This is a genomic window from Shimia sp. (genome assembly GCF_039969785.1).
GTDB lineage: Bacteria > Pseudomonadota > Alphaproteobacteria > Rhodobacterales > Rhodobacteraceae > Shimia.
The window spans coordinates 122008-142733 of the sequence record NZ_JBDVNC010000037.1 but is presented as its reverse complement, the minus strand read 5'-3'; the positions used below and the strand labels follow the sequence as shown (position 1 = coordinate 142733).

Below are 20726 nucleotides of genomic sequence, written 5' to 3'. Positions count from 1 at the left end.
GGTTTGCAGGACACGGGGTGTGACATGCAAACCGGACTGGCTTGTGACTAAGGAACCCGCTTTAGTTTTGTGGTGGCGGGGCACCTTGGGGAAGGCAAGCCAGTTGCTTGTCCGGAGTGGTAACACATTGTCCCGGAACTGATTGTCCGCCACGCGGCGTGTTCATTTCACATGAGTCATCGATAGCTTTGCCGTTGCACGCCGAGAGCGCCTCTGGCGGGGGACCGGATTTGCCGCCGCCCGGCGGTGGTCCGCTTTGTCCCGCAGCCATGCTCGCAACAAAAAGTGCGAGGCCGACCCCAATGCCAAACGTTGCGATCCGAGTGCGGCGCGCTGTTGTGGCTGGCAATGAGAGAAGGGTGCTGTTCATTTAGGTCTCCATTTGAATTGTCTTCTTGGGCACCATGTCTGGAGCTGAAATGTGCAGTGGGTATGGAGACAAATTGGAGAGGGCAATAACTTTCAAAAAGGCGCATTTCGGGTACAACCCGTGCATTAATCAGGCCGAGGTAGCCATATTGGCGTCTGGACGCGCGGCCGGGCCAATTCCATCATCTGGCTTGTGCTGCGCTATCCGGATCCAGTGTAATCAGCGCTTCGATCTGCGCCATGACAGCGCCTGGCAATGGGCCAAAGGCAAGCGCGCCGGCAATGCCTTCGATCTGTTCCACGGTGCGCGCGCCCGGGATGGGAATATTGGTGTCCCCTTTGGCCCAGAGCCACCCCAGCGCGCCTTGCACCAGACTGCGCCCGTCGGATGTCAGCAATTCGCGCACCGCGTCCAGCCTTGCAAGGAAGGCCGGGTTCGGGCGTCCGTTGGCAAAATAGGCGGTGCGCGGATTGGACGTTGCGCGAATGTCATCCGGCCGCATGACGTCGGTTGCGCCGTAATTTCCCCCCAACAATCCCATGGCCAAAGGCGAGCGAATAAGGGCCAAAAGGGAGCTGCCATGGATGACTTTTTGCATGTCCGGGGCATCCAGAAGCACGTTCATCGCGTGTTCAATGGCCACAAAATTACGACGCCCGGAAAATGCAGTGGCGCTTTGAGTGAAATCGGTGCTCCACCCATAGGACCGTACTTTTCCGGCTTTGCAGGCCTCTTCCACCTCGTCAAAAATGGCTTCTGCCTGTGCCACGGGCAGGGAATTCAGATGTAACAGCAGCAAGTCGATGCGGTCGCGCCCCAGCCGGGACAGGCTTTGATCTATGGCTGGCAGAACACTGGCCGGATCGGTTTCATCTGCCGTGATCTGCCTGGTCTGCTCGTCGATTCCGGTGCCGATCTTTGTAACGATCAGCGCCTCAGGTCTGCCCCTGAGCGCGCGGGACAAAAGCCGTTCGGCGTGACCAGCCCCATAGGCCGGGGCGGTATCAAAGAGCGTGATCCCGGACGCAAGAGCGGCATGAATAGTTCGAATGGAGTCGGCATCATTCGTATTAGTGTACCCAAGGGGCTGATCGCCCGCATACATCGCGCCGCCAATCGGCCAGCATCCCATGCCCAGAGGGGATATGTCTGTTTCGAGGAATTTCATGATGCGGCTCCTTAATGCTTGCTCAGCATGAAGCCACAAAGGGTGTTTCGCATCCATGATGCAGACTGCAATGATCTTTTCACAGGCGAAAAGACTTTGGGTCGCAATATGCGATTGGCAGTCTGGTCATTTCACGTCACAAGTCACGGATGAGATCCGCACAACCCATTAAACCACTGTTATCATGCCTCGTTGTATTGTTGCTGGGGTACAGCACAGGTCTGCAACTGGGTCGGATCGCGCCGTATGCGGTGCGTCTGGGTGATGAATTTGGGTTCAGTCATCCCACCATCGGGTGGCTGACCTCGCTTGTGACACTTTTTGTGGCCTTGTTTGCGATCCCGGCCGCGCGGGTGATTACTTCGTTTGGGCTTGTGCTTGCCATTAAACTGGGTGCGATCGCGATGGCGGTGGGTGCGGTGTTGTTTGCCTTTGCAGACACCCTGCCGCTGATGATCGCGGCCCGCGTCATCGAAGCCGCGGGTCACATAATCACGGTGATCGCAGCGCCATCTTATCTGGCCGTCAAAGCGCCAGACAGCTTGCGACGGGTATTTCTCGCGTTGTGGAGCAGTTTTGTACCTGTTGGATTTGCGCTGTCCAATGGGCTGAGCGGCGTGATGCCTCAAGGCGCTCAGTTGCAAGACATTTGGTTCGCCTATGCCGGCGCAATGGGCGTGGTCGCGTTTTTGGTCCTTATCATTCTGGCTGATGCGCAACCTAAAACAGCCCGGGGTTCAGACCCGGTTGGCAAAGCGAAAATCGCTTGGGCTCTGGTTGTCTCTTTTGGGGTTTATGCGTTTTTGTCGATTGGCTTTTTCACATTTTCGCCGAGCTATACAGCAACGTCAGGTCCGCAAATGGTGTCCGCCGCCGTTGTGCCGCTTTTTGTGCCGCTGGGCAGTTTTACTGCGGCGTTTTTATTTGCGCGCACTGATGGGGCGCTTCCGCCCAGGCTTATTTCGCCTGGTTTTCTGCTGATCGGGTGTTGTGCGGCGTTCTGCTTTCCTGAAACTGCGTCGGATGGGTCGGTACTGCGGGCCGTGTTTGCATTTGCGTGCGGTCTGACAGCGGCGGCCATTTTCACGTCTGTCCCTGTCGTTACGGACTCCGCTGATGCGGCTGCGCGTACTATTGGAGCTATCGCTCAAGCTGGTGGAGCAATGGTGTTGTTGGGCGCACCGCTGTCTGGTTTTATTCTGGAAACAGGGGGGTGGGGCATGCTTGAATTCAGTTTCTTAGGGGCGGCACTGGCTGCGGCCAGTATCGCGCTCGTATCCTTGCGCAGAGCAAATATCTGATTTTTGGTTTTGAGCGTCAGTGTTGTTCGGAGGTTCGAATATCAGTTCATCAGCTGACGTGTGATGCAACGCGATTGCGCCAGTTTTGCGCGTATCTCATCAAGTCAGCTTTGGTCGGGGGCGTGAGTGCCCTGGTTGTTTCCGCCCTGCCAGAGTTCACCAGTAGCATGGCCGCACCCACGCTGGTGCCGGTTGCCGAGCTTGCAGTCTCAACGCCGTCAGGCCGCAGCACCGCAAGCATGTCGATATAGTCGGCATTTTTTGCAAAGGGTCCTTCGACGACGGTTGTGCCTTTGCCGCCAGCCAGCTCAAGGCAAGTGTCAGTCATCATCGCGAGATACAGCGACAGCGCATAGATGCGCTGGCCGTCGGTTTCTGGTGCGTGGGTCCAGCGCATTTTCCGGCCGGCAAACGGTCCACTGTCACTAACAACGGACGGGAGCAGCATGACATCATTTGCGAGCACCGATGCACGATCTGTTTCGGTTGGCGATGCCTGCGCGCCGTTGCGTATCATTTCATATTCCCGCCCGCCCATGAAACGGGCGGAGGGTACAGGCGTTCCGAATGCGTTGACGTTGACCAGCGTGTCACGCGCGGCGTCCAGATGTTTCGGCTGCCCGCCAACGGCCATGCACACCACCCAGGTGCCTGTGGACACAACGGAAATAGGGTCGCCGTTTTGGCTGAGATGCGGCACCAGCGATGCGTTGCTGTCGTGAATACCGCATGTGACCGGCGTATCGGGCGAGAGGCCGGTGGCCTGACACACAGTCCGGGTCAGTGGGCCCTGAATGTCAGAGGCATTTTGGGCAGCTGCCAGTTTTTCAGAGATGCCAAGGCGTTCCACCAGCGACGAGGGTTTGGCCTCCCACGGGTTCCACAGGTCTGTGTGGCATCCCAGCGAGGTCACGTCACACGCCACATGTCCGGTAAGCCGAAAACCCCAATATTGCGGGTAGGTGATGATGTGTCTGGTGCGTGCCAGCAGGGCAGGGTCGGTTTCGAACAACCAGTGTAATTGCGCCCCGCCATTGAGCCCGCCGGGCAGATGTGGCGAGCCGGTTTCTGCAAAACCGGGACGTAATGCGCTGTAGGTATCCGCGAGGCTATCCGGGCCGGGGTGTTCGTAATCCAGCATGGGCGTGGCAAGTGCGCCGTCTTCTTGCAGCAGCACAATTGAGGCGCCGTGGGTGGTGATCGAGATGGCGTCGACACCGTGGTTCGCCTGAAACGTGGCGAGGTGGTTGAGGAAGAACGCCCAATGGCCTTTGAGGTCGAAATGGGGGTAGGGCGGTGCAGGCAGAACTGTGTTTGGGCGCGTCACCACGGCCATCTCTGTCAGGGTGTTGCCATCGACAAGGGCCAGTTTGGCGTTGGTCTTTCCGACATCGATAACGGCAATATTGTTGCGAGCGCTGGCCGGGTTGGTCATGGCAGGTGAAACACCTGTTCCAGTTCAACGGCAACCGGGCTGGCATCGGCATTTGTTTCCATGATGTCAGCCATATGGGCCCACCAGCGTTTCATCACAGGATGATCGGGCAGTGCGTCCATGGTGTGGTCATCGCGTCGCCACAGCACGCCAAACAGCTGATTTGTAGCGGCATGATAGTGGATCGAGTAATCCTGTACTCCGGCGTGTCTGAGCAGTTCGGCAAGTTCGGGCCAGATCTGATCATGGCGTTTGCGGTATTCATCCAGCTTACCTTTGTGCAGGGTCATGCAGAATGCGTATTTTTCCATCGGTCAGTCCGCCTTTTTGCGCCACATGCCCCAGAGGCGTGGCAATGCAATCACCCCAATCAGCAGCAGCCCGATAAAGATCGACATGACAATGCCCGGTACATTGAGCAGGCCAAGGCCAAATGTCACGAGGCCCATGACAAAGGCGGCGATCACAACCCCGGGGATTGAACCGGAGCCGCCCAGAATATTGACTCCGCCCAGCACCACCATGGTGACAACTTCCAGCTCCATACCCGAGGCGATGGAAGGTCTGGTCGAGCCCAGCCGGGATGTGAGGCAAACCGCTGCCAGACCGGACATCAAACCGGTCAGCAGAAACAGGATCATTTTGACACGATCCACCCGCACGCCGGAAAACAGCGCGCCGGTGGCGTTGTTGCCGGTTGCATAGACCATGCGGCCAAAGTTGGTTTTATGCAGCAGCACGCCAAAGATCAGCGCCAGCACCACAAAGATCACAAACTCTACGGAGATGACCCAGAACACATAGCCCTGACCAAACCACGCAAACGAGCTGGGATATCCGCGAAACGCTTCGTCTCCGAGGACAATATAGCTGATGCCACGAAACAGGCTCATCGTGCCGATGGTGACAACAATGGACGGCAGTCCCAGTCTGGTCACCAGCGCGCCGTTAAAAGCACCGCAGAGTAGCCCTGTGCCAAGCCCGACCAACACCAAAACCGGGGTGCCCGCGCCCATTTCCATCGCCACACCCATGGCGGTCGAGGCCAGCGCTATGATTGCGGCCACCGACAGGTCAATCTCGCCCGAGATGATCAGCAAGGCCATGGCAAAGGCAATCATGGCCTTTTCGGTAAAGTTAAACGTGGCGTCCGACAGGTTCCATGCGTTCAGGAAATAGGGGGAGGCCATTGAATTGACGATGAAGATCGCGATGGCGACCGCCAGCAAGAGGCTTTCCCAGCTGACCAGTCTGGCCTGTAACGGCGAGCGCAGACGGTCTGGGATCTGACGGGGGGCGTTATCAGTCAGGCTCATTGTGCATGCTCCGCAGATTTGAGAATGACGCGCCCTTTAGAGCGACCGGATTGCGCGTTAAACGCGACGGCGATAATGATCGCGGCACCGGAAATGGCGAGCTGCCAGAACGGCGAGATATCCACAACAGGCAGTGCATTTTTGACGACGCCCAGAAACAGGGCCCCCAAAAGCGTGCCGACAACTGTGCCGGCCCCGCCTGCAATGGATACGCCGCCAATCACGCAGGCCGCGACCACGTCAAGTTCGAAGCCGCCCGCAATGTCGACATAAGCCACAGAATATCGCGCGACCCAGAGATAGCCGGTCAGCCCGGCAAGCATTCCGGAGATCACAAAGGCAGCAAATTGTGTCTTGCCCACATTGATGCCGGTATAGACCGCCGCGTGAGGATTGCCGCCAACCGCATAGATAGACCGCCCCAGCGTAGTGCGCGCCATGACCACGATCATCACCCCGGCAACGACAATGGCGATCCAGCCAAGGACGGGCATGCCCAGAACACTGGTCCGGGGAAACCCTGTGAAAATCGGACTCATCTCGTGGGCGTTGATCCATTTGCCTTCGGTCAGAAGAAATATGATGCCGCGAAAAATGGTCATTGTGCCCAGCGTGACGACGATGGGCGGGATGCTGAGTTTCCACACCAGTATGCCATTGATCGCCCCCAAGGCGGCCCCCATAATCAGGGACACAACCAGAATGACCGCAACCGGCAGGTCTGGTGCTGCGACATTGATCATGGCGCATACCATGCCGGTGAGTGCCAGATTTGCCGCCACAGACAGGTCAATACAGCGCGACAGGATCACCGCCATTTGTCCCACCGCAAGGATCATCAGCGGCGACGTGTCGGTGAACACGGCAATCAGGTTGTTGGGCGCAACAAAACCGGAAAAGCGCGTCGCAATGATCAGCAGCAAACACAGAATGGCGCCTGCAAGGATCGCTTCGCGGGATTTCAGCACAGTCATGCCGCTTCTCCTTTGACGCTGATGCCAACGGCGTGGCGCACAAGGGTTTCGGGGCTGAGGTCATCCCGTTCAAGTTCGGCGGCCATGCGGCCCTCTCGCATTACGATAACCCGGTCGGACATGCCCAGAATTTCAGGAATTTCTGAGCTGACCATGATGACCGACAATCCCTGAGCCGCCAATTCTGACATAAAGTCATGCACGGCGGCCTTAGAGCCGATGTCGATGCCTTTGGTGGGTTCATCGAGAATGATGACTTTGGGTTGGGTCGCCAGCCATTTGGCAATGACCACTTTTTGTTGATTGCCGCCCGACAGCGCGCCAACGTTTGTGTCCAATGACGCGGCCCGCAGATCGAGCCGTTCGGTATATTCCCGGGCAAGGGCGAATTCTTCGGCCAATTGGATAAACCCTTGTCGGGATGTCCTGGTCAGAGAAGGCAGGGTCACGTTCTGAAAGATTGGCATGTCCAGAATGGTGCCTTGTCTGCCGCGGTCTTCCGGTACGTAAACAATGCCGGATTTGATGGCGTCGGCGGGTGAGCGGATGATGCGCACTTTGCCATCGACCCGCACGGCCCCTTTAGAAGGACGCGTGATCCCGATAAGAGACTGCATAAACTCAGAACGCCCTGCGCCAACCAACCCGTAAAACCCGAGGATTTCGCCCTTGTGCAGGGAAAAGTTGATGTCTTCAAACTCGGTTGGATGGCTATAGCCAACGACTTTGAGCACTTCGTCGCCAATGTCGGCATGGCGTTTCGGGAACAGCTGGTCGACGGCGCGGCCAACCATCATCTGCACGAGATCCGCCTCTTGGATGTCGGTCATTTTGCCGACGCCAATAAATTGTCCGTCGCGAAACACCGTATAGCGATCAGCAATGCGGAAAATCTCGTCAAACTTATGTGAGATAAACAAGATCGCTTTTCCTTGGGCCTTGAGCGTGGCGACCAGGTCGTATAATTCTTCGATTTCGGTCTGGCTGAGCGCGGCGGTGGGTTCATCCATGATCACAACGCGTGCCTCAACAGACAGGGCGCGCGCGATGGCGACCAGATGGCGCGAGGCGATGCCGAGATCTTTCAGCTTTTCGCCAGCGTCGATTTTGGCCCCGATTGAAGTTAGAATCTCGGTGGTTTTTGTGTGCATGGCCTTGGTGTCGATCAGACCCAGATGCGTTTTGGGCGCGTGGCCGATGAACACGTTTTCCGCGACAGTCAGTTCATCAAACAGCACCGTTTCCTGATGAATGGCGGTGACACCGGCATCTGCGGCATCCTGTGGGGTTGGGAAATGAACAGGCCGACCGTCAAGCAGTATCTGGCCACCGTCAGGTTGGTAAATGCCAGTCAAAGTCTTGACAACTGTGGATTTTCCGGCGCCGTTTTCGCCCACCAGGGCGGTCACTTCACCGGGGTAGAGGTGAAGCTCTACGCCATCCAGTGCTTTCACCCCGGGAAATGTTTTGGTGATGTTGTCCAGTGACAGGATGGGCGCATGTCCCAAGTCACTTGTCCCGTCTGGTGTGTGATGGGTCATCTGCGCATCCCCGTCGCAAGGCCCGCTTAGGGCGCGTCTTTCATTTGGTGCCAAGGCGGTGCGCATGCACACCGCCCCGATACTCTGGGAGTAATCTTAGAAGATATCTTTGAAATCATCGATATTGCCGGCGTCATAGACAAACGGATCGGCCATTGCCGCAGCGTTGGTGTCATCCAGCGTAATCGACCCCATGCGGCCAATTTCGATTTCGGCGCCCGGAGCGGCGGTTGCAGCTTCGGTTGCCAGCTGATGCGCGAGCATTGTCGCCGAGTAGCCCAGGTCAATCGGGTTCCAGATGGCAAAGGATTTAGATGCACCGCTTTCGATGGCGCCTGCCATTTCAGAGGGAAGCCCCAGCCCGGTCACATTAACCTGACCAATTTTGCCTGCATCGGCAACGGCCTGAGCAGCAGCAACGATACCAACGGACGTAGGTGCGATGATTGCGTCCAGATCGGGGTGTGACTGCATCAGGCCTGTCGCTTCGCGATAGGATTTGTCGGCAAGATCATCGCCATACACGGTCGAAACAACCTCGATGCCCGCATAATTGCCCATCACCTTGTTCATCTCTTCAATCCAGATGTTCTGGTTTGTTGATGTAGTGGTGGCAGACAACACCGCGACTTCACCGCCATCCGGCAGATGATCAGCGGCCATTTTAATGATCATGTTGCCGATCAGCGCGTTGGACGAGGGGTTCAGATGTGCCTGACGGCCATCTTCGGCCACGCCGGAATCCCACGAGATCACGGTGATGCCGCGCTGCATTGCTTTTTTCAGCGTGGGTACCAGCGCGTCGGTATCGTTGGCGGAGACAGCGATGGCGTCCACGTTTTGCGCGATCAGGGAATTGAGCACCTCGATCTGACCTTCGGCAGTGGTGTCAGTTGGGCCAGTATAGATGATTTCCACACCGCCAATCTCTTTGGCAGCTTCTTCTGCGCCTTCAGCAGCGGCTTCGAAAAAGCCGATGCCAAGCGCCTTAACAACCAACGCGATCCGCATGTCGTCTGCGGCCACAGGTCCGGCGAACAATCCTGCAGCCACGGCTACGGATGTCATGAATTTAGTAAATTTCATTGGGTTTCCTCCCTGGTTCCCATAAATTTACGGCTCGCCGTCCCCTCCTGGTCGACTATGAAGCCGCCTCCTCCTTCGAGGTGCCAACCGGCACCACGATTAATTTGATGTCAGCCGATTCCACCATTGCGGCAGAGCGGTCGCTGATCCCGTCATCGGTGATCAGGACATCGATATCTTTGAGCGGGCACAGCACGAGGCTGGAGCGCTCTTTGAATTTTCCGGAATCGACCAGCAGGACAACTTCGTCGGCCTGTCCGATCAGCTTTTGTTCGGCCTGAATGATCAGCGGATCCGCTTCCATCACGCCAAGCGGGCCGACACCCTGCGCCCCCATGAACATACGACGCGCATAAAAATTGCGCGTGACGTCATTATCAAACGGCGACAAAACGATGTTTTGTTCGCGATAGATCACGCCGCCAGAGATCAGAACCGTGTTCTTTGAATTCTTCAGCAAGTGTTCGGCAATCGGAAAGGAATTTGTAAAGACCTGACAGCGACGCGTCGCCAAAGGATGCACCATTTGAAAGGTTGTGGTGCCGCCATTGATGATGATCGGCTCGCCTTCTTCACAAAGCTCCACCGCTTTGCGCGCAATTGCTTGTTTTTGAGTGATATTGATTGCTTCGTTCACCGCAAATGGGCGCCCTGCCAAACCCGGCAACTGATTGGGGTGCAAGGCCTCAACACCACCACGCACACGGCGCAGTTTCTTGGCTTCGTGTAATGCGGAAATATCCCGGCGAATGGTCGCCTCGGACGCGCCAGTCATACTGCACAGGTCCAAAACCGTCACAACCGGACGATCCTGTACTGCGGACAATATGATCCTATTGCGTTCCTTCTCGTGCATTATTTTCCTCCCGCTGACGTTGACGATGCCGCAAGCATCCAATCATTGTCAATCGTTAATTGTCATAAACTTTCATTTGGTATCCATAAATGATCAATTGTGATTGTTAATGATTGACATTCTGACGCAACCTGCTCACCATCGGACCAAATCTGATAGAATTATCTGCGGATCAGGAGGAGATCACAATGACAACCCAAGCAAACCGGCTTGTTTCTCTTTGGGACGAGGCCAAGGCGGCCAGCATGAGCGAGCCGGAGAAGCTTCTCTATCGGTCAAACTTGCTTGGGTCCGACAAACGCGTCACCAACTATGGCGGCGGTAACACGTCCGCCAAGGTTTTTCAGGCGGACCCGCTGAGCGGAGACGAGGTTGAAGTCCTGTGGGTCAAGGGGTCGGGCGGAGATGTTGGGTCCATCAAAATGGACGGCTTTTCAACGTTGTACATGGACAAGCTGCGCGCGTTAAAGGGCAAGTATCGCGGCGTTGCGTTTGAAGATGAGATGGTTGGTTATCTCCCCCATTGCACGTTCAACCTCAACCCGCGGGCGGCCTCGATTGACACGCCGCTGCACGCGTATGTGCCTAGGGCCCATGTCGATCACATGCACCCGGATGCGATCATTGCCATCGCTGCGTCCAAGGACAGCAAGGCCATGACACAAGAGATTTTTGGTGACGATATTGGTTGGTTGCCTTGGAAGAAGCCCGGGTATGAATTGGGTCTGTGGTTGGAAAAATACTGCCTGGACAACCCGAATTCTAAAGGTGTGGTATTGGAATCGCATGGGCTGTTCACTTGGGATGACGACGCCAAGGCCTGCTATGAACTGACGCTGGCCATTATCAACAAGGCCATCGCGTTTTTTGAGGAAAAGACGGCGGATGTGCCTGCCTTTGGCGGGCCGGTCCATCATAGCCTGAATGCAGAAGAACGCGCAGGCGTCGCGGCGCGGCTGATGCCTGTTATTCGGGGGTTTGTGTCGGGCAAACAGCATATGGTTGGCAATTTCGTAGACACCGTCACTGTCCTTGAGTTTGTAAACGCCAGAGACATGCCCGCCCTTGCGGCTTTGGGCACATCCTGTCCGGATCATTTTCTGCGTACGAAAATCTGCCCCTTGGTGGTGGATTATGACCCTGCGACCAACAATATCGAAGCCGTGTTGGAAGGCTTAGAGGCGCAGATCGCGACTTACCGCGATGGCTATGCGGCCTATTATGATCGGTGCCGTCATGAGGACAGCCCGGCGCTGCGGGATCCCAATGCGGTTGTGTATTTGATCCCCGGCGTTGGCATGATCACCTTTGCCAAAGATCGTGCAACCGCGCGTGTCTCGGGCGAGTTTTATGTCAATGCAATCAATGTGATGCGCGGCGCGGCGGCTGTGTCTGAATATTGTGGTTTGCCTGAGCAAGAGGCCTTTGACATTGAATACTGGCTGCTCGAAGAAGCGAAACTTCAGCGTATGCCAAAACCCAAAAGCCTTGCCGGTCAGGTGGCACTTGTCACAGGTGGGGCAGGCGGCATTGGGTCGGCCACAGCGGAACGGTACCTGTCAGAAGGTGCGTGTGTGATGCTGGCCGACATCAACGCAGACAGCCTTGCTGCGACATATGACAATCTGGTGGCGCGGTATGGCGGCGATGTGGTGCGCACGGTTGAGATGAACGTGACAGATGAGGATGCGGTTGCGGCGGCCTATGCTTATACGGCTGTTGAATTTGGAGGCGTCGATATTCTGGTATCCAACGCTGGTATTGCCACGTCCGCGCCGGTTGAAGACACGACGCTGGCGCTGTGGAATAAGAATATGGATATTCTGTCCACGGGCTATTTTCTTGTGTCGCGCGAAGCCTTCAGGATGATGCGCGCGCAAAACATGGGCGGCGCCGTTGTTTTTGTGGCGTCAAAGAATGGTCTGGCGGCGTCGCCGAATGCATCTGCTTATTGTACGGCCAAGGCTTCGGAAATCCACCTGGCACGGTGTCTGGCGCTGGAAGGGGCAGAGGCGGGGATTCGCGTGAATGTGGTCAACCCGGATGCCGTGTTGCGCGGCTCCAAAATCTGGGAAGGTGAATGGCTGGATCAGCGGGCTGACACTTATGGCACCGACAAAGAGGGGCTGGAAGAGATGTATCGCAATCGCTCTATGCTCAAGCGGTCGGTTCTGCCCGAAGACATTGCCGAAGCGGCCTATTTCTTTGCGTCCGACAAATCGGCAAAGTCGACCGGCAACATCATCAATGTAGACGCTGGCAACGTTCAGGCCTTTACGCGCTAAACACATGTCTGCGCTGTGCCAGACAGGGCGCGCAGATTATTCGGGAGGAAATCATGCTTGATCAAACAGTGATTGAGGCCGGGAACGCCAGGCTGGAACGCGATCTGGATAAGGATTTCGACAGCCTCGGAGAGCGGCTTGACCGCAGCGGTGCGGACATCAACGTTCTTGTCGCGCGGGCGCAAAGGTTTGGGGTTGCTGTGCCGTCGTGGGGCACCGGGACAGGTGGTACGCGTTTCGCCCGGTTTCCCGGAGTGGGCGAACCCGCCAATATTTTTGACAAGCTGGAGGATTGCGGCGTCATTCATACGCTGACACAAGCAGCGCCGTCTGTGTCGTTGCATATTCCGTGGGACAAAGCAGACCCGGCTGATTTGCGCGCCAAAGCCGACCAATATGGTTTGTCGTTTGACGCGATGAATTCCAACACGTTTCAGAATCAGCCTGACCAATCACATTCTTATAAGTTCGGGTCCTTGACGCATACCGATGCGGCCACCCGCACGCAGGCTGTTGAACATAATCTGGAATGTATCGAGATTGGTCAGAAAATCGGCTCAAAGGCGCTGACCGTTTGGATTGGGGACGGGGCAAATTTCCCGGGACAGACCCATATGGGGCGACAGTTTGAACGTTACCTGTCTTCTATGAAAGACATCTATGCGGGGCTGCCCGATGACTGGCGCTTGTTTTCGGAACACAAGATTTATGAGCCCGCGTTCTATTCCACGGTTGTTCAGGACTGGGGCACATCGCTTTTGACGGCGCAGGAACTTGGCGACAAAGCCATGTGCCTTGTTGATCTGGGACATCATGCGCCAAACGTGAATATCGAAATGATCGTGTCACGTTTGATCCATGCCGGAAAACTTGGCGGTTTTCACTTTAATGACAGCAAATACGGTGACGATGATCTCGATAGTGGCACCATCGATCCCTACAGGCTGTTTCTGGTCTGGAACGAGCTGGTTGATGCCGAAGGTACGCCGGGGTTGGATCTGGCGCATATGATTGACCAGTCGCACAATGTCACGGACCCGATCGAAAGCCTGATGATCTCGGCCATAGAAATTCAGCGCGCCTTTGTTCAGGCGAGCCTGGTGGATCGTGTGGCTTTGGCGGCATATCAGAATGGCAACGATGCGCTGATGGCGTCTGCCACTTTGCGGCGCGCGTTTCGCACAGATGTGGACCCCATCCTTGCCAGGGCCCGTCAGCTTTCAGGTGGGGCGATTGATCCGGTGGGCACGTATCGGGCATCCGGGTATCGGGCGCGTGTGGCGCAAAGCCGACCTATGGCAGACGGCTCGGGCGGTGGCATCGTTTGACGACATCAACCCGCAGGTAAGTGTGACCGGGCAAGGGGTGCTGCCTCTTGCCCGGATCAATTCAGTGAGATTACAGAATCTTGATGTCTGCGGCTTTGATGTCCGCAAGGAACGCATCCAGACCTTTGTCGGTCAGCGGGTGATTGATCATAGATTTGATCACACCGGGAGGCGCGGTCATGACATCGGCACCAATCAGCGCACATTGTGTGACGTGGTTAACGGTGCGGATTGACGCGGCCAGGATCTGGGTCTCGTAGCCGTAATTGTCATAAACCTGACGGATATCCGCAATCAGGTCGGTACCGTCGATATTGATGTCGTCCAGGCGACCGAGGAAAGGCGAAATGAATGTTGCGCCCGCTTTGGCAGCCAGCAGCGCCTGATTGGCCGAAAAGCACAGGGTGACGTTTACCATGTGGCCGTCGTCGGTCAGGTTTTTACAGGCTTTCAGGCCATCCCATGTCAGTGGCACTTTGACGGCGATGTTTTCAGCGATCTCAAGCAGCTTGCGACCTTCGGCGATCATCTGATCTGCGTCGGTGGCGGTGACTTCGGCGGATACCGGGCCGTCGACCAGATCACAAATTTCCTTGGTAACTTCCAGAATGTCACGGCCGGATTTTTTGATCAGCGACGGGTTGGTTGTTACACCATCCACCATGCCTAGCGCGTTCAGTTCGGCAATGGCGTCAATTTCAGCTGTGTCTACGAAGAATTTCATGAGTACGTGTCCTTTGATGGGTTGGACTTGGGTCGGGTTGCCTTTACCTGATAGATGCCCATGCTGAAAGCCCGAATTCCGCCGGGCGGTTACGAAATGTTAGCGGAAACAGCGGAAAATGCGCACAGGAGGCAGTGTGAACGGGTCCGGCTATTTCGATGAAGGTGCTTTGGTGGCTGTTCTCACGACACAGCCGCTGGACAGGTTTCTGGACTACAAAGCGCCAGCGGGCGGATGTTTTGAAGGCGCTTTTGTTGAGGTGCCTTTGGGGCCGCGCCGGGTGTTGGGTGTTGTCTGGGGCCCCGGCAAAGGCGATTTTGATATCAGCCGCATTCGTCCTGTGAACCGGGTGCTGGATGTGGCGCCAATGGATCCGGGCATGAAAACCTTTCTGGAGCGGGCGGCAGATTACACGCTGACGCCGTTGCATGCGATGTTGCGGCTGGCAACGCGCGCGCCCGGCCTGAGTGATCCGCCATCCATGCGCAAAGTTTACCGGTTGGGCGAGGGCGTTCCGGACCGGCAAACCGATGCACGGCGCCGGGTTCTGGAAACCTTGCAGGATTATGGCGGGCTGTCCTTTACCCTGAAAGAACTGGGCGAAATGGCAGGCGTGACCACGTCTGTGGTCAAGGGTTTGGTCAAGCAAGACGTGGTGCGCGAGGAAGACACGCCGCGCGACATGCCGTTTGCGCGTCTGGACCCTGAGTATGGCGGCAAAACGCTGACCGATGCACAGGCAGCGGGGGCAGAGGCGTTGTGTGTGGGGGTGAATTCGGGGCGCTATGGCACAACCTTGCTGCGCGGTGTGACCGGTTCGGGCAAAACCGAAGTTTATCTGGAGGCGGTTGCGGCGTGCCTGCGCAACGGGCGTCAGGCATTGGTGTTGTTGCCCGAGATTGCGCTGACAGCGGAATTTCTGACCCGGGTTGAGGCGCGATTTGGTGCACGCCCGGCCGAATGGCATTCCGGTGTGACCATGACCGAGCGTCGCCGGACGTGGAAAATGGTGGGAGAGGGCGGCGCGTCGTTGATTGTGGGCGCACGGTCGGCGTTGTTTTTGCCGTATCGCGATCTGGGGCTGATCGTGGTCGATGAAGAACACGACACGTCGTACAAGCAGGAAGACGGCGTTCTTTACAATGCGCGCGATATGACGGTGCTGCGTGCGTCTTTGTGTGATGCGCGGGTGGTTCTGGCATCGGCAACGCCATCGCTTGAAAGCTGGGCGAATGCCGAAGCGGGGAAATACGAAAAGCTGGAACTGAGTGCACGTTACGGCGCGGCGGTGCTGCCCGAGATGCGTGCAATTGACATGCGGGTCGAAGATTTGCCAGCGTCGCGCTGGATTTCATCAACGTTGAAGGCCGCTGTGGACCGGCGGGTTCTGAGGGGAGAGCAAAGCCTGTTGTTCATCAACCGGCGTGGCTATGCGCCGGTGACGATTTGCCGGGCGTGTGGGCATCAGGTTGGGTGCGATCATTGTGACGCGCGCATGGTGGAACATCGGTTTCTAAAGCGGCTGGTGTGCCATCAGTGCGGCGAGACCAAGCCGATGCCGGAAATTTGCCCAAGCTGTGAGGTGGAAGGCAAGTTGGCACCGGTGGGGCCGGGTGTCGAGCGGTTGGCCGAAGAGGCCGGGGCGCTGTGGCCTGAGGCTCGGCTGGCGGTGTTGTCATCGGATCTGTTTGGGTCTGCCCGTGCTTTGAAGGAAGGTATCGAAACCATCGCCGCGGGGGGCGCGGACATTATCATAGGCACGCAGCTGGTGGCCAAGGGGCACAATTTCCCTCTGTTAACGCTGGTCGGCGTGATTGATGCCGACCTTGGCTTGCAAGGCTCGGACCTGCGTGCGGCGGAGCGGACGTTTCAGCTGATGCGCCAGGTGGCCGGGCGCGCGGGGCGGGCGGACAAACCGGGCACGGCGATGTTGCAGACCTTTCAGCCAGAGCACCCGGTGATCCGGTCGATTTTGGCCGGGGATGAGCTGGGGTTCTGGAAGGCAGAGGCCGATGAGCGGCGACATGCCGGGGTGCCACCCTTTGGCCGGATGGCGGGCATTATCCTGTCGGGCGGCGATGTCAGTCAGGTGTTTGATCTGGGCAACGCGCTGGCGCGCAATGCGGATATGCTGCGTGCGATCGGAGCGGATGTTTACGGACCGGCACCGGCACCAATTGCGCGTGTGCGGGGGCGGCATCGGGTGCGTCTTTTGGTCAAGGCAGGCAAGGGCGTGCCATTGCAGGCCGCGCTGGCGCAATGGGTTGGGCAGTTTCGCCTGAAAGGTGATTTACGGCTGGCGGTCGATATTGATCCGCAGAGCTTTTACTGATTGGGTGGCCTCATTTTTTTGGGGGGTATCGTTCGACACGCGTGCGAAAACTAAAGCGCCGAATTCTGAGTGTTTCTGAACCAATGATAATGGCGGCTTTTGGATTGAGCTTTGCAGGGTATTCTGTGTCGGTGTGCATCCAGCGCCACCTGAGGCGCATCAGGAGTGATCAGCTTACCTGCCTTACAACTGCAAACAAGTGTGCGTGAATACAGACCTAACTGCGCTCTTTTACACTCGCCTTTAACAACTGAGGGGCGTATTTGCGACGCATGTTAAATAAAATGACCATTGATGAGGCGGCGCACTTGCCAGTGTGGCGGCGCCCCGTGACCTTGCTGTTTCTTATGGCGCTGGCGATGCCGATTGCGTTTAACGTGTGGTCCGCGCTGCTGAACAATTTTGTGATCGAAATGGCCGGGTTTGATGGCGCTGATATCGGGTTGCTGCACACCGTGCGCGAAATTCCGGGTTTCTTTGCCGTTGGTGTAATCGCCATTCTGATGTTCATGCGCGAACAGGTGCTGGGCATGGTGTCTTTGCTGCTGCTGGGCGTGGCAACGGCCGTGACTGCGTGGTTCCCAAGCATGGCGGGCATTCTGACCATCACCATGCTGAGTTCAATCGGGTTTCATTACTATGAGACTGTGAACCAGTCTTTGCAGTTGCAATGGCTGGACAAGGCGCGCGCGCCCAAGGCGCTGGGCTGGTTATTGGCGGCCGGGTCCGCGGCGACGCTGGTGGCGTATGGGCTGATAGTGCTGAGTTGGGAGCGGTTCGATCTGAGCTATAACTTTGTGTACATGCTGGGCGGCGGCGTCACGGCGGTAATCGCGATTTTTTGCCTGCTGGCTTATCCGCAATTCGAAAGCCGTACCCCGCAAGTACGCAAAATGGTGCTGAAAAAGCGGTATTGGCTGTATTACGCGATGCAATTCATGGCCGGGGCACGTCGCCAGATTTTTGTGGTATTCGCCGGGTTCATGATGGTCGAGCGGTTTGGCTTTGACGTGCATGAGATTACGGCGCTCTATCTGATCAATCTGGTGGCCAACATGATTTTTGCGCCGTTGGTTGGCGTCGGGGTTGCGCGTTTTGGTGAGCGGCGCACTTTGATTTTCGAATATTTTGGGCTTGTGATGGTCTTTCTGGCCTATGGCGGGATCTATTTTTTCGGCTGGGGCATTGTTCTGGCGTCGGTGCTTTATGTGTTGGATCACATGCTGTTTTCGCTAGCTCTGGCGTTGAAAACCTATTTTCAGAAGATTTGCGATCCGGAAGACATCGCGCCAACGGCGGCTGTGGCGTTTACCATCAACCATATCGCGGCGGTGTTTCTGCCGGTTCTTTTGGGATTGCTTTGGCTGGTGTCGCCGGGCGCAGTTTTCGCGCTGGCGGCATGTATGGCGGCGGTTTCGCTTGGGCTGGCGACATTGGTGCCGCGCCACCCCGAAAAGGGCAATGAAACACGGCTGTCGCGGTATTCCGCAACGCCGGCACAATAGGATATGGCGCGGCGCGGTCGTTTCTTAGATGGATCGACGATGGGTCATGTCGTGCGCATGACCCTGACCGGGGCCGCGGGAATCACCTTTGTGTTTCTGGTCGATCTGGCGAACCTGTTCTGGATTGCGAAAGCAGGCGACCGGACTTTGGTGGCGGCAATCGGGTTTGCGTTTGCTGTTCAGTTTTTTGCTGTGTCCATTGGCGTTGGTCTGATGATCGCCGGGGTTGCCATGATATCGCGTGGGATCGGCATGGGCGACTTTGAGCGGGCACGCCAGGACGCGACCGGTGCAATGGCGCTGACCCTGACAGTGCAGTTGCTGGTTGCGGTGTTGATTGTTGCGCTGCGCGAACCGATGCTGAGGCAAGTGGGGGCAGAAGGCGAAACGCTGGCTTTGGCGTCGCGTTATATTCTGATTTCGATGCCATCGCTGATTGTGATGGCCGTCGGAATGGCAGGACAAGCGAGCCTGCGCGCTGTGGGCGACGGGCGCCGGTCGATGTATGTCACGCTGACATCAGGGGCGGTCGCAATGGTTGTCGACCCGTTTCTGATCCTTGGGCTGGGTTTGGGGCTGGACGGGGCGGCGCTGGGTGTTGTGCTGTCGCGGTTTGTGATGGCGGGGATGGCCATGTTGTTTGCCATCGGCGTGCACGACCTGTTTGCGCGCCCAGATTGGAACGCCATCAAACGCAGCGCAAAACCCTTTGCCCTGGTGGCAGTGCCAGCCATCCTGACGCAGATGGCGACACCGTTTGGGAATTACCTTTTGACCGGCGTGATAGCAGGGTTTGGTGACAATGCTGTGGCCGCTTGGGCGGTGGTCAACCGGATGATGGTGGTGGCATTCGGTGGTCTCTTTTCGCTGTCCGGGGCGATAGGGGGCATCTTTGGCCAAAACTATGGCGCCGGGCTGATCGACCGCGTGCGCAGTGCCTTTCGCGATGCCCTGATTTTCTGTGCCGGGTACAGTATTTTGGTCTGGGCAATGCTTGTGGCGACTGCGCAATTGGTGATTGTCGGGTTTGGTCTGGTTGATCAAGGCGCGCAGGTCTATGAGGCGTTTGCCTATCTGGGCGCGGGCGCGTTTCTGTTTATCGGCGCCTTGTTCGTTTCCAATGCGGCATTCAACAATCTGGACAAACCGACACGCTCTACAATGTTGAACTGGTTGCGCGATGGTGTGTTGATCCTGCCAGTGGCTCTTTGGGCATCCTCGGTTTTCGGGGCGCCGGGCGTCGTTTACGCGCAATCGGGCGCAGGCGCTGCGGTTGGCGTGATTGGCGCAATGTGGACCTGGCGCTACCTGCGTCAACTCTAAGCGGTGGTGTCGCAGGGTTGACGGGCCGGGTTGGACCGCCTAAGCGCCCGGGGAACCTGATAGGAGAGCTCTCATGCCCACATTTACCGCGCTGACCACCCTGATGGGCAAGGAACAGGCCGAAAAGCTGGGCGATGCGATGGAACGGCTGATGCCGGAACCCACCGGTGTGGGCGTGTTTGAGGTCGAAGACGGGTCGGGGCTTTGGGAAGTCGGCGGGTATTTCACAGAAAGCCCGGATGAAGCTGGTCTGGCCGTGTTGACGGCAGCGTTTGGTGCCAAACCTTTTGCCGTGTCTGAATTGCCGGATACGGATTGGGTTGCGCATGTTAAGCGCGAGCTGGCGCCGGTCGAGGCGGGGCGGTTCTTTGTCTATGGCAGTCATGACGCGGATAAAGTGCCCGATGGGTCAGAGCCGTTGCTGATCGAGGCGGCGATGGCCTTTGGCACCGGGCATCATGGAACAACGCTGGGCTGCCTTAAGGCGCTGGACCGACTGGCGATCGAAGGTGTGGTCGGGCAAAACGTGGCCGACATCGGGTGCGGTACAGCGGTTTTGGCGATGGGTGCGGCGCGTATCTGGCCCAATCCGGTGTTGGCCAGCGATATTGACGAAGTGGCGGTCGACGTGGCCGAGGCGAATGTTAGGGCCAACGGGCTGGAGGGGCGCGTGCTGTGCCTTGAAGCCGCGGGGTTTGGTCATCCTGATCTGGCAGCAAAGGCGCCGTATGATCTGGTATTTGCCAATATCCTGAAAGCGCCGCTGATTGGGTTGGCCCCGGACATGGGGGCAAATATTGCCAGGGACGGGCATGCTATCCTGTCGGGTTTGCTGAATGAGCAGGCCGACGAAGTGATTGCGGCATATGAGGCCAGCGGGTTTGACGTGCACACACGTGAAGAAATCGGTGAATGGACGACGCTGACGCTGACCAAGCACTGAATTTCTAAAATTTGAGTAGAATCGGGCGGCCTGCGAGTTGCCCTTTTTTGCGCGCGTTTGTCAGCGGCGTTGCAAATTTACGAACAATCAGAATACCTTGCATGTATTGTTTCGGAGCGGACTGCCCAATTCGGGCAGTTTCGCCGTATTTGTCTTGAATTCGCCCCATTTCCACGGTCGTGCCACATTTTCGCCACATTTGCAGGCGAATTTGGCCATGTTTGGTGGGGGCCAAACAA

16 protein-coding genes are annotated in these 20726 nt (G+C 57.1%); 7 read left to right on the top strand and 9 right to left on the bottom strand.

Translation table 11 applies throughout. From position 1 onward, the window contains the following. Positions 1 to 551: 551 nt before the first annotated feature. The gene (locus ABJI08_RS17585; RefSeq protein WP_348403157.1) at positions 552 to 1538 is read right to left on the bottom strand and encodes an aldo/keto reductase; all 987 of its coding nucleotides are present in this window, start codon (positions 1536 to 1538) and stop codon (positions 552 to 554) included. Positions 1539 to 1687: 149 nt separating this feature from the next. Between ABJI08_RS17585 and ABJI08_RS17580 the strand changes: the two genes are divergently transcribed. After that, complete coding sequence (locus tag ABJI08_RS17580) at positions 1688 to 2839, top strand: MFS transporter (RefSeq protein ID WP_348403156.1); 1152 nt, start codon at positions 1688 to 1690, stop codon at positions 2837 to 2839. A 49-nt stretch (positions 2840 to 2888) separates the two neighbouring features. Here ABJI08_RS17580 and ABJI08_RS17575 read toward each other — a convergent pair whose 3' ends face one another. From ABJI08_RS17575 to ABJI08_RS17545, 7 genes are all read right to left on the bottom strand, one after another. Continuing rightward, positions 2889 to 4274, bottom strand: a complete 1386-nt coding sequence (locus tag ABJI08_RS17575) for an FGGY-family carbohydrate kinase (protein WP_348403155.1) — start codon at positions 4272 to 4274, stop codon at positions 2889 to 2891. Next, complete coding sequence (gene rhaM, locus ABJI08_RS17570; RefSeq protein ID WP_348403154.1) at positions 4271 to 4585, bottom strand: L-rhamnose mutarotase; 315 nt, start codon at positions 4583 to 4585, stop codon at positions 4271 to 4273. The genes ABJI08_RS17575 and rhaM overlap by 4 nt, the downstream gene beginning before the upstream one ends. A gap of 3 nt (positions 4586 to 4588) precedes the next feature. After that, positions 4589 to 5590: an ABC transporter permease gene (locus tag ABJI08_RS17565; RefSeq protein WP_348403153.1), complete on the bottom strand. Its 1002-nt coding sequence runs from the start codon at positions 5588 to 5590 to the stop codon at positions 4589 to 4591. Then, positions 5587 to 6564: an ABC transporter permease gene (locus ABJI08_RS17560; protein ID WP_348403152.1), complete on the bottom strand. Its 978-nt coding sequence runs from the start codon at positions 6562 to 6564 to the stop codon at positions 5587 to 5589. Before ABJI08_RS17560 ends, ABJI08_RS17565 begins: the two co-directional genes overlap by 4 nt. Then, positions 6561 to 8105, bottom strand: coding sequence for a sugar ABC transporter ATP-binding protein (locus tag ABJI08_RS17555; protein WP_348403151.1), 1545 nt, complete (start codon positions 8103 to 8105; stop codon positions 6561 to 6563). The genes ABJI08_RS17560 and ABJI08_RS17555 overlap by 4 nt, the downstream gene beginning before the upstream one ends. A 96-nt stretch (positions 8106 to 8201) precedes the next feature. Beyond that, the gene (gene rhaS, locus ABJI08_RS17550) at positions 8202 to 9191 is read right to left on the bottom strand and encodes a rhamnose ABC transporter substrate-binding protein (protein ID WP_348403150.1); all 990 of its coding nucleotides are present in this window, start codon (positions 9189 to 9191) and stop codon (positions 8202 to 8204) included. 55 nt (positions 9192 to 9246) lie between these two features. Next, a complete protein-coding gene (locus tag ABJI08_RS17545; protein ID WP_348403149.1) occupies positions 9247 to 10047 on the bottom strand; it encodes a DeoR/GlpR family DNA-binding transcription regulator in 801 nt (266 codons plus the stop codon). A 188-nt stretch (positions 10048 to 10235) separates the two neighbouring features. On the opposite strand from ABJI08_RS17545, the gene ABJI08_RS17540 reads away from it, so the two are divergent. Together ABJI08_RS17540 and rhaI are read left to right on the top strand one after the other, a co-directional pair. After that, positions 10236 to 12332, top strand: coding sequence for a bifunctional rhamnulose-1-phosphate aldolase/short-chain dehydrogenase (locus tag ABJI08_RS17540; RefSeq protein ID WP_348403148.1), 2097 nt, complete (start codon positions 10236 to 10238; stop codon positions 12330 to 12332). Between the two features lie 53 nt (positions 12333 to 12385). Continuing rightward, positions 12386 to 13660: an L-rhamnose catabolism isomerase gene (gene rhaI, locus ABJI08_RS17535; RefSeq protein ID WP_348403147.1), complete on the top strand. Its 1275-nt coding sequence runs from the start codon at positions 12386 to 12388 to the stop codon at positions 13658 to 13660. Between the two features lie 70 nt (positions 13661 to 13730). Here the strand turns inward: rhaI and fsa are convergent, their stop codons facing one another. Further along, the gene (fsa, locus tag ABJI08_RS17530; protein WP_348403146.1) at positions 13731 to 14384 is read right to left on the bottom strand and encodes a fructose-6-phosphate aldolase; all 654 of its coding nucleotides are present in this window, start codon (positions 14382 to 14384) and stop codon (positions 13731 to 13733) included. 118 nt (positions 14385 to 14502) lie between these two features. Here fsa and ABJI08_RS17525 point away from each other — a divergent pair, with 118 nt between their 5' ends. The 4 genes from ABJI08_RS17525 to ABJI08_RS17510 all read left to right on the top strand — a co-directional run bounded on the left by ABJI08_RS17525 (position 14503) and on the right by ABJI08_RS17510 (position 20487). Further along, the gene (locus tag ABJI08_RS17525; protein ID WP_348403145.1) at positions 14503 to 16716 is read left to right on the top strand and encodes a primosomal protein N'; all 2214 of its coding nucleotides are present in this window, start codon (positions 14503 to 14505) and stop codon (positions 16714 to 16716) included. Positions 16717 to 16988: 272 nt separating this feature from the next. After that, positions 16989 to 18221 carry an MFS transporter gene (locus tag ABJI08_RS17520; protein ID WP_348403144.1) on the top strand — a complete coding sequence of 411 codons (1233 nt, stop codon included), beginning with the start codon at positions 16989 to 16991 and terminating at the stop codon, positions 18219 to 18221. Between the two features lie 39 nt (positions 18222 to 18260). After that, on the top strand, positions 18261 to 19544 hold the full coding sequence (locus tag ABJI08_RS17515) for an MATE family efflux transporter (protein WP_348403143.1): 1284 nt from the start codon (positions 18261 to 18263) through the stop codon (positions 19542 to 19544). A 73-nt stretch (positions 19545 to 19617) separates the two neighbouring features. Beyond that, positions 19618 to 20487, top strand: coding sequence for a 50S ribosomal protein L11 methyltransferase (locus tag ABJI08_RS17510; RefSeq protein ID WP_348403142.1), 870 nt, complete (start codon positions 19618 to 19620; stop codon positions 20485 to 20487). The last annotated feature ends 239 nt before the right edge of the window (positions 20488 to 20726 follow it).